At 57.0% G+C, this 6831-nt stretch carries 5 protein-coding genes; all 5 read left to right on the forward strand.

Annotated elements, in window-relative coordinates:
* Window positions 1-75: 75 nt before the first annotated feature.
* The 5 genes from BN871_RS21585 (at window position 76) to BN871_RS21605 (ending at window position 6402) form a co-directional block, all read left to right on the forward strand.
* Entirely contained in the window at window positions 76-954 is an 879-nt protein-coding gene (locus BN871_RS21585) for a carbohydrate ABC transporter permease (RefSeq protein ID WP_021879069.1), read from the forward strand.
* On the forward strand, window positions 954-1784 hold the full coding sequence (locus BN871_RS21590) for a carbohydrate ABC transporter permease (protein WP_021879068.1): 831 nt from the start codon (window positions 954-956) through the stop codon (window positions 1782-1784). The genes BN871_RS21585 and BN871_RS21590 overlap by 1 nt, the downstream gene beginning before the upstream one ends.
* A 252-nt stretch (window positions 1785-2036) precedes the next feature.
* Window positions 2037-3347: an ABC transporter substrate-binding protein gene (locus tag BN871_RS21595; protein ID WP_021879067.1), complete on the forward strand. Its 1311-nt coding sequence runs from the start codon at window positions 2037-2039 to the stop codon at window positions 3345-3347.
* 381 nt (window positions 3348-3728) lie between these two features.
* Window positions 3729-5066: an extracellular solute-binding protein gene (locus tag BN871_RS21600; protein WP_021879066.1), complete on the forward strand. Its 1338-nt coding sequence runs from the start codon at window positions 3729-3731 to the stop codon at window positions 5064-5066.
* Window positions 5067-5289: 223 nt separating this feature from the next.
* Window positions 5290-6402, forward strand: coding sequence for a hypothetical protein (locus BN871_RS21605; RefSeq protein WP_048748725.1), 1113 nt, complete (start codon window positions 5290-5292; stop codon window positions 6400-6402).
* Window positions 6403-6831: the final 429 nt, after the last annotated feature.

The raw sequence follows: 6831 nt of genomic DNA on the forward strand, positions 1-6831 counted from the left end.
CAAGCTGTCCGGATAAGGGCGCTTGGCAGTGGAAAGACTTACTATGATTCCTTCTAGAGAAAGGGGAGAAACGGGATGAAAAGCAAAGGATGGTCGAGCCAGTGGCTGCAGCAGATCGTATTCACGGGCCCTGCGACACTTGCGTTCGCGATAATCGTCGCACTTCCCTTCTTCATGGGCATGTTTTACTCCATTACGGACTGGAATGGGGTAGGAGGCTATAATTTTGTCGGATTCGACAACTTCTCCAGGCTGTTCCATGACCAGACATTCATCAACTCCTTCAAGTTCACCGTGAAATTCACGATCGCAGCCGTCATCTTGTCGAACCTGGTCGGCTTCGTTCTGGCGCTGCTGCTGACGCAGCCGGTCAAGTCCCGCAACGTGCTTCGGACGATTTTCTTCATGCCGAACGTCATCGGCGGCCTGCTGCTCGGCTTCATCTGGCAGTTCATTTTTGTAAAAGGCTTTACGGCCGTAGGCGACAAAACGGGCTGGGCGTTCTTCAACCTGCCTTGGCTCGGCGACGAGCCGACCGCGTTCTGGGGCATCGTCATCGTGACGATCTGGAGCACGGCGGGCTACTTGATGGTCATCTACATTTCCGCGCTCATCAATGTGCCCCGCGATCTGATTGAAGCGGCTTCCATCGACGGAGCGACCGCCTGGCAGCGCCTGCGCCATATCACGGTGCCGCTGATCATGCCTGCCGTTACGATCGCGCTGTTCCTCGCGCTGTCGTGGTCGTTCAAGTCCTTCGACATCATCCTGTCGCTGACCAAGGGCGGACCGTACAACTCGACGCAATCCGTCGCGCTCAACATCTACAACGAGGCGTTCCAGAACAACAACTTCGGTTACGGCACGGCGAAGGCGCTCGTATTCTTCATCGTCGTCGCGCTGCTGACCTCGCTCCAGGTGTACCTGACTAAACGCCGGGAGGTGCAGGCTTAATGGAAACGTCCCGATACCGGACCAGCACGTTCGTGCTGGAAATTATCGCTCTCCTGGTCGCGCTGGTATTCCTGGTGCCGTTCTACTTCCTGGTAAGCAACTCGCTGAAGAAGTACGGCGATATCCTGCTCGACTCCGCTGCCTTGCCGAGTCCTGCGACGTTCGACAACTTCACGAGAGCATGGGAGATCATGAAATTCCCGGCTTCGTTCGCGAACTCGCTCGTCATTACGCTGACAAGCATCGTCGGACTAACGGTCATCTGCTCGATGGCCGCTTACCGGATGGTGCGCCGTCCGACGAAGTACAACAACTTCCTGTTCATGATCTTCGTCGCAGCGATGGTCATTCCGTTCCAATCGATCATGATTCCGCTCGTCAAGACGGCCAGCTGGTTCCACCTGACGAGAAGCCTTCCAGGCTTGTGGGTCTGCTACATGGGCTTCGGCTCATCGCTCACGATCTTCCTTTACCACGGCTTCGTGAAGTCGATTCCGGCGGAGATCGAGGAATCGGCGACCGTGGACGGCTGCTCGCCTTACGGGGTGTTCTGGAGAATCGTCTTCCCGCTCCTCAAGCCGATGACGGCGACGATCATCATCCTGAACAGCCTCTGGATCTGGAACGACTTCCTGCTGCCGAACCTGATTCTCGGCGAAGGCCAGCGGACGATTCCTCTGTCCACGTACAGCTTCTTCGGCCAATACACGAAGCAGTGGGATCTGGCTCTTGCCGGTCTGGTCATGGGCATCCTGCCGATCCTGATCTTCTTCCTGACGCTTCAGCGTCATATCATTTCCGGCATTACGGCCGGATCGGTAAAAGGCTGATCAACGAAAATTCCGGAAAGGAAGCTGGCGATCGCCTCCGTGCGTTCGTCAGCTTCTTTTCTATTTCGATTTATTTCTATGAATATATTGATTTGCCGATGAGGGATCAATATATTCCCCCTATATTCGCAATATGTTCTGTGGGAACGTTTGCGCAGTTTGATTTATACTTAAAAAGCTCCAATATAAGCGTTAAATGCAACCAGTTGGACATACTATCGTGGAGCACGATTTCAAGGGGGTAAAAAAGCAATGTTGAAAAAAGGATTGCTTACGGCCGTCTCTGCAGGCCTGGCTATTTCGATTCTGGCAGGCTGCAGCACGACGAACAACGGCGGCAACACGGAAGGAAACGCCAATGCCAATACCGGCTCCGGCGCTAGCGGAGAGCAAGTAACGCTGAATATTTTCCAATTCAAGGTTGAGATCGCCGATGCGATGAACCGCATGAAAGCCGATTACGAAAAAGAGCATCCGAACGTCAAGCTGAACCTCGAAACGATGGGCGGCGGAGCCGATTACGGCGCGGGCCTGAAAGCGAAATTCGCTTCCGGCCAAGAACCCGACATCTTCAATAACGGCGGCAACTCCGACCTGAACACGTGGGTCGACAAGCTGGAGGATCTCTCGGACCAGCCTTGGCAGGGCGATGTCGTCGAGACGGCGAAGGAAGCCATTACCCGCGACGGCAAAAACTACGGCCTTCCGATGGGCATCGAAGGCTACGGCTTCATCTACAACAAGGATCTGTTCGCCAAAGCCGGCATCACGGAGCCTCCGGCTACGATGACGCAGCTCAAAGCAGCAGTGGAAAAGCTTAAAGCCGCCGGCATCACGCCTTTCTCCAACGGCTATCAGGAATGGTGGGTTCTCGGCAACCATACGTTCAACGTAGGTCTGGCCGATCAGGAGGATCCAGCCGCGTTCGTGAAGACGATGAACGAAGGCAAAGGCGGAATCGAAGGCAACAAGGTGTTCCAGAACTGGTTCAACCTGCTCGACCTGACGATTCAGAACAGCAACAAAAACCCGCTCACAACCGACTACAATACGCAAGTAACGCTGTTCGCCAGCGGCAAAGCAGCGATGATGCAGCAAGGCAACTGGACGCAGGTGCAAATCGACGGCATTACGCCGAACATGAACATCGGCCTGCTGCCGATGCCTATCGACGACAGCGAGAAGAGCGGCAACATTTTCGTCGGCGTGCCTAACTACTGGGTCGTGAACAAGAACTCCAAGAACAAGGAAGCCGCCAAGGAATTCCTGAACTGGCTGGCTACGTCCGAGACCGGCAAGAAATACACGGTCAACGAGTTCAAGTTCATCCCGGCTCTGAAAAACGTTGAAGTGACCGACGAATCGATTCTCGGACCGATTGCGACGGACATCATGAAGTACAGCAAGGAAGGCAAGACGAACGGCTGGTACTTCAACCAAATGCCGGAAGGCGTGCCTCAGGAGGTCGGCGCGGAAATGCAGGCCTATGTGGCAGGCAAATCCGACAAGGCGCAGCTGCTGAAAAACATCCAGAAGAAATGGAACGACATGATCAAGAAGTAAGCGGCTTGATCCAGCAGAGTGAGCTTCCCCGGCAGCCAGCGGCTGCCGGGGTTTTTCATGGCCTGGCGGCAGGGCTGGCGGAGACGGGCTGCCGCCTCGTGCGCAAACGTGTGCGTGCAGAGGGATCAAGACGGCCGCAGGAGGAGGGCGTTTCTTTCGTTCGACAAAGGTAACCGATCTATCTTTACTCTTGTTTCGACAGCCGATTTCGACAAAAAGGTGTAGAATATTGACAGTCCTCCCGGAAGTCAATATTCTACACCTTTTTGTTCAACATTTTCTGTGGTAACGCTTGCATGTCAAAGGGTATACTTCATTTGCAAGAACAAGTAAACACTTCAATTGTAAAAAGAGGGTCAACATACCAAGGAGGAATTTCCTATGAAAAAGGGATTGCTTACCGTCATGTCCGCGGGTCTCGCGCTTAGCGTAATGGCTGGTTGCAGCACATCGGGCGGCAACAGCGGCAGCTCCGCAGACCAGAACACGAGCCCTGCGACAAACGCGGCTTCCAATACGAATGCAAGCGGCGGCGACAGCGGCAAAAAAGTGACGCTGAATATTTTTCAATTCAAGGTCGAAATCGCCGACGCGATGAACCGGCTCAAGGCCGATTACGAGAAAGAGCATCCCAACGTCACGCTCAATGTCGAGACAATGGGCGGAGGCGCAGACTACAGCGCAGGCCTGAAGGCGAAGTTCGCCGCCGGCCAGGAGCCCGACATTTTCAACAACGCGGGCAACTCGGAGCTGACGACATGGATCGACAAGCTGGAGGATCTGTCCGACCAGCCTTGGGCGGGCGATATCATCGATTCGGCCAAGGATCAGATTTCCCGGGACGGCAAGCTGTACGGAATGCCGGTCGGCGTAGAAGGCTACGGCTTCATTTACAACAAGGACCTGTTCGCAAAAGCAGGCATCACGACTCCGCCGAAGACGCTCTCCGAGCTCGAAGAAGCGTGCAAAAAGCTGGAAGCTGCAGGAATCACGCCGTTCTCCGACGGCTACCAGGAGTGGTGGGTGCTGGGCAACCATCTGTTCAACGTAGGCTTGGCCAACCAGGATGACCCTACGGCATTCGTCAATAGCGTGAACGAAGGCAAAGGCGGACTTGTCGGCAACCCTGTGTTCCAAAACTGGTTCAAACTGTTCGACCTCACATTGAAATACAGCAACAAAAACCCGCTGACGACGGACTACAACACGCAAGTGACACTGTTCGCAAGCGGCAAGACGGCCATGATGCAGCAAGGCAACTGGACGCAGGTGCAAATCGACGGCATTACGCCGAACATGAACATCGGCCTGCTGCCGATGCCTATCGACGACAGCGAGAAGAGCGGCAACATTTTCGTCGGCGTGCCTAACAACTGGGCTATCAACAAAAACTCCAAAAATAAAGAGGCCGCGAAGGAATTCCTGAACTGGCTGGCAACGTCCGAGACGGGCAAGAAATATATCGTGAACGAATTCAAATTCATTCCGGCTCTGAAATCCATCGAAGTCACCGACAGCAAAGTGCTCGGCGCCATCGCCAACGACATCGTTGCCTACAACAAAGAAGGCAAGTCCTCCGGCTGGTTCTTCAGCCAAATGCCTGAAGGCTTCCCGCAGGAAGTCGGTTCCGAAATGCAGGCTTATGTCGCCAAGAAAGTCGACCAAAATCAGCTGATGCAAAACATTCAAGACAAGTGGAACAGCATGAACAAGAAGTAAGACCGTTCTGAAAAGCGCCTCTGGAGCATATATGCTTCAGGGGCGCTTTTTTGCATGGAAGCGTAAGCAGACGTTGGACGGACTGTCTGGGCCTCTAGCGGATCGAGATGGCGAAAGCTCGAGTAGGGGCATGAGGCGCAGGAGCGCATCGATTTTCTTGCTCGGCATGAATGCGAACATAGATATAGGCCGGCATCTCTGCCGTCCGCCAGGAGGGATGGCCATGTCTGGACAGGAAATCATGCTGAACTTGAGCGAACCAGGCGCCGAGCGGTTTCATTTGTTCGGCAGGGAGGAGGTCGAGCAGGCGATGAAGCGGGCGCTGGAGCCTCGGCGCGGGAACGAGCGGCTGCCGGAGACGCTGCGGAAGCTGGCCGGCAAGTCGATCCCGGATTCCTGGGAGTGCCTTTCCGTGCCGACGCCGCTTGCGGCGCTGGATCTGCTGCTCAGAGACAAGCAGTGGACGGGAGATGCGGCGGGAGCGGTGCCAGCCGAGCCGAAGGCGCTGGAGCTGATGCGGCTGCATGGTCTGGATGCGGAGAGCTTCGGCGATGTCGGAAGCGTCAGGGACAAGAGCGTCTTACGGCTGGAAGCGGTGCGCATGCTCTATTGGGAGCAAGCCGGGTGGGAGACGTCTGAAGGCGCTGAGGCCCGGGACGCAGCGGCTGCCTTGACCGTGCCGGGCGGCTGCCGGGTCGCTGTCGTCCGGCTGCCCGACTGCCGGTGGGGAGCGGCCCAAGGAGAGGCTTGGACGGATAGCGCGGAAGCTTTGCGGCTGCTCGGAGCCGACGGACCGAAGCTTGCAATTGGAGCCGGACCGGATCGAACCGAGATTGCCGCGATCGGCTCGCTCACGACTGGAATGCCGAATTTGGAGACGGCGTGGATCGCAGCCGAGCCGCAGATCATCCGCCGTCTGGCGGGATTGCAGCGGGCTGCGGGGACGGCCGGCTTGTTGGGCGGCCGCATCATGGAGGAGCTGCTGGAGATCGGCTCGCTGTCCGATCGCATCGATGAGGCTGCTGCCGGTTGGGATGAGGCGCTGCAGCGTCTGGAGGCGATGCTCCGCACGACGATGCCGCCATCGGTCGGCTGGCGAAGGGCTGCGCGAGCCGGCGAGCTGTCGCTGCTGCTGCCGGAAGGGCTAGGGCTTGCGGCGCTGGCGAAAGTGGCCCGCCTGAAAGGAATCGGCTTTTCCGGCGGCAGCATTCAGGGCCGCGGGCGGCCGCGCGCCGTCGTAACGATCAGCTGCGAAGCAGGATCGGGCGGAGCCCGGCTGGAGCATGGAGTCACGCTGCTCGGGGAGACGATCGGCGAGTTCCAGGCCAGGTCGTAGTCGCAGTAGTTTGGATGCCAAGGCTGACTGGGCTGCAACGGCTGCGCAGCAGTGCAAGGGAGGTGCGGATGGTTGGCGGCATGGTGCGGTGCGAGGGAAGGTAACGGATGGTTGGCGGCATGGTGCGGTGCGAGGGAAGGTAACGGATGGTGGTCGGCATGGTACGGTGCGAGAGAAGATAACAGATGGTTGGCGGCGTGGTGCGGTGCGAGGGAAGGTAACGGATGGTGGTCGGGACGCCTCGCGAGGGCGGGATATATGGATAGTTGTAGGGCAGAGATATGCGAATAGTTGGCGGCGTGGGGGCGGTCCGAGAGAAGGTAACAGATGGTTGGCGGCGTGGGGCGGTGCGAGAGAAGGTAACAGATGGTTGGCGGCGTGGCGYGGTGCGAGGGACAGGTAACCTTGCGTATTGACGCCGGTCGTGAT

Origin of the sequence: Paenibacillus sp. P22 (genome assembly GCF_000469945.2) — a bacterium.
Lineage (GTDB): Bacteria > Bacillota > Bacilli > Paenibacillales > Paenibacillaceae > Paenibacillus_O > Paenibacillus_O humicus.

Coding starts and splice junctions, on each gene's coding strand:
- BN871_RS21595 (WP_021879067.1), top strand. CDS start 2,037: ATGTTGAAAAAAGGATTGCTTACGGCCGTCTCTGCAGGCCTGGCTATT.
- BN871_RS21600 (WP_021879066.1), top strand. CDS start 3,729: ATGAAAAAGGGATTGCTTACCGTCATGTCCGCGGGTCTCGCGCTTAGC.
- BN871_RS21605 (WP_048748725.1), top strand. CDS start 5,290: ATGTCTGGACAGGAAATCATGCTGAACTTGAGCGAACCAGGCGCCGAG.
- BN871_RS21585 (WP_021879069.1), top strand. CDS start 76: ATGAAAAGCAAAGGATGGTCGAGCCAGTGGCTGCAGCAGATCGTATTC.
- BN871_RS21590 (WP_021879068.1), top strand. CDS start 954: ATGGAAACGTCCCGATACCGGACCAGCACGTTCGTGCTGGAAATTATC.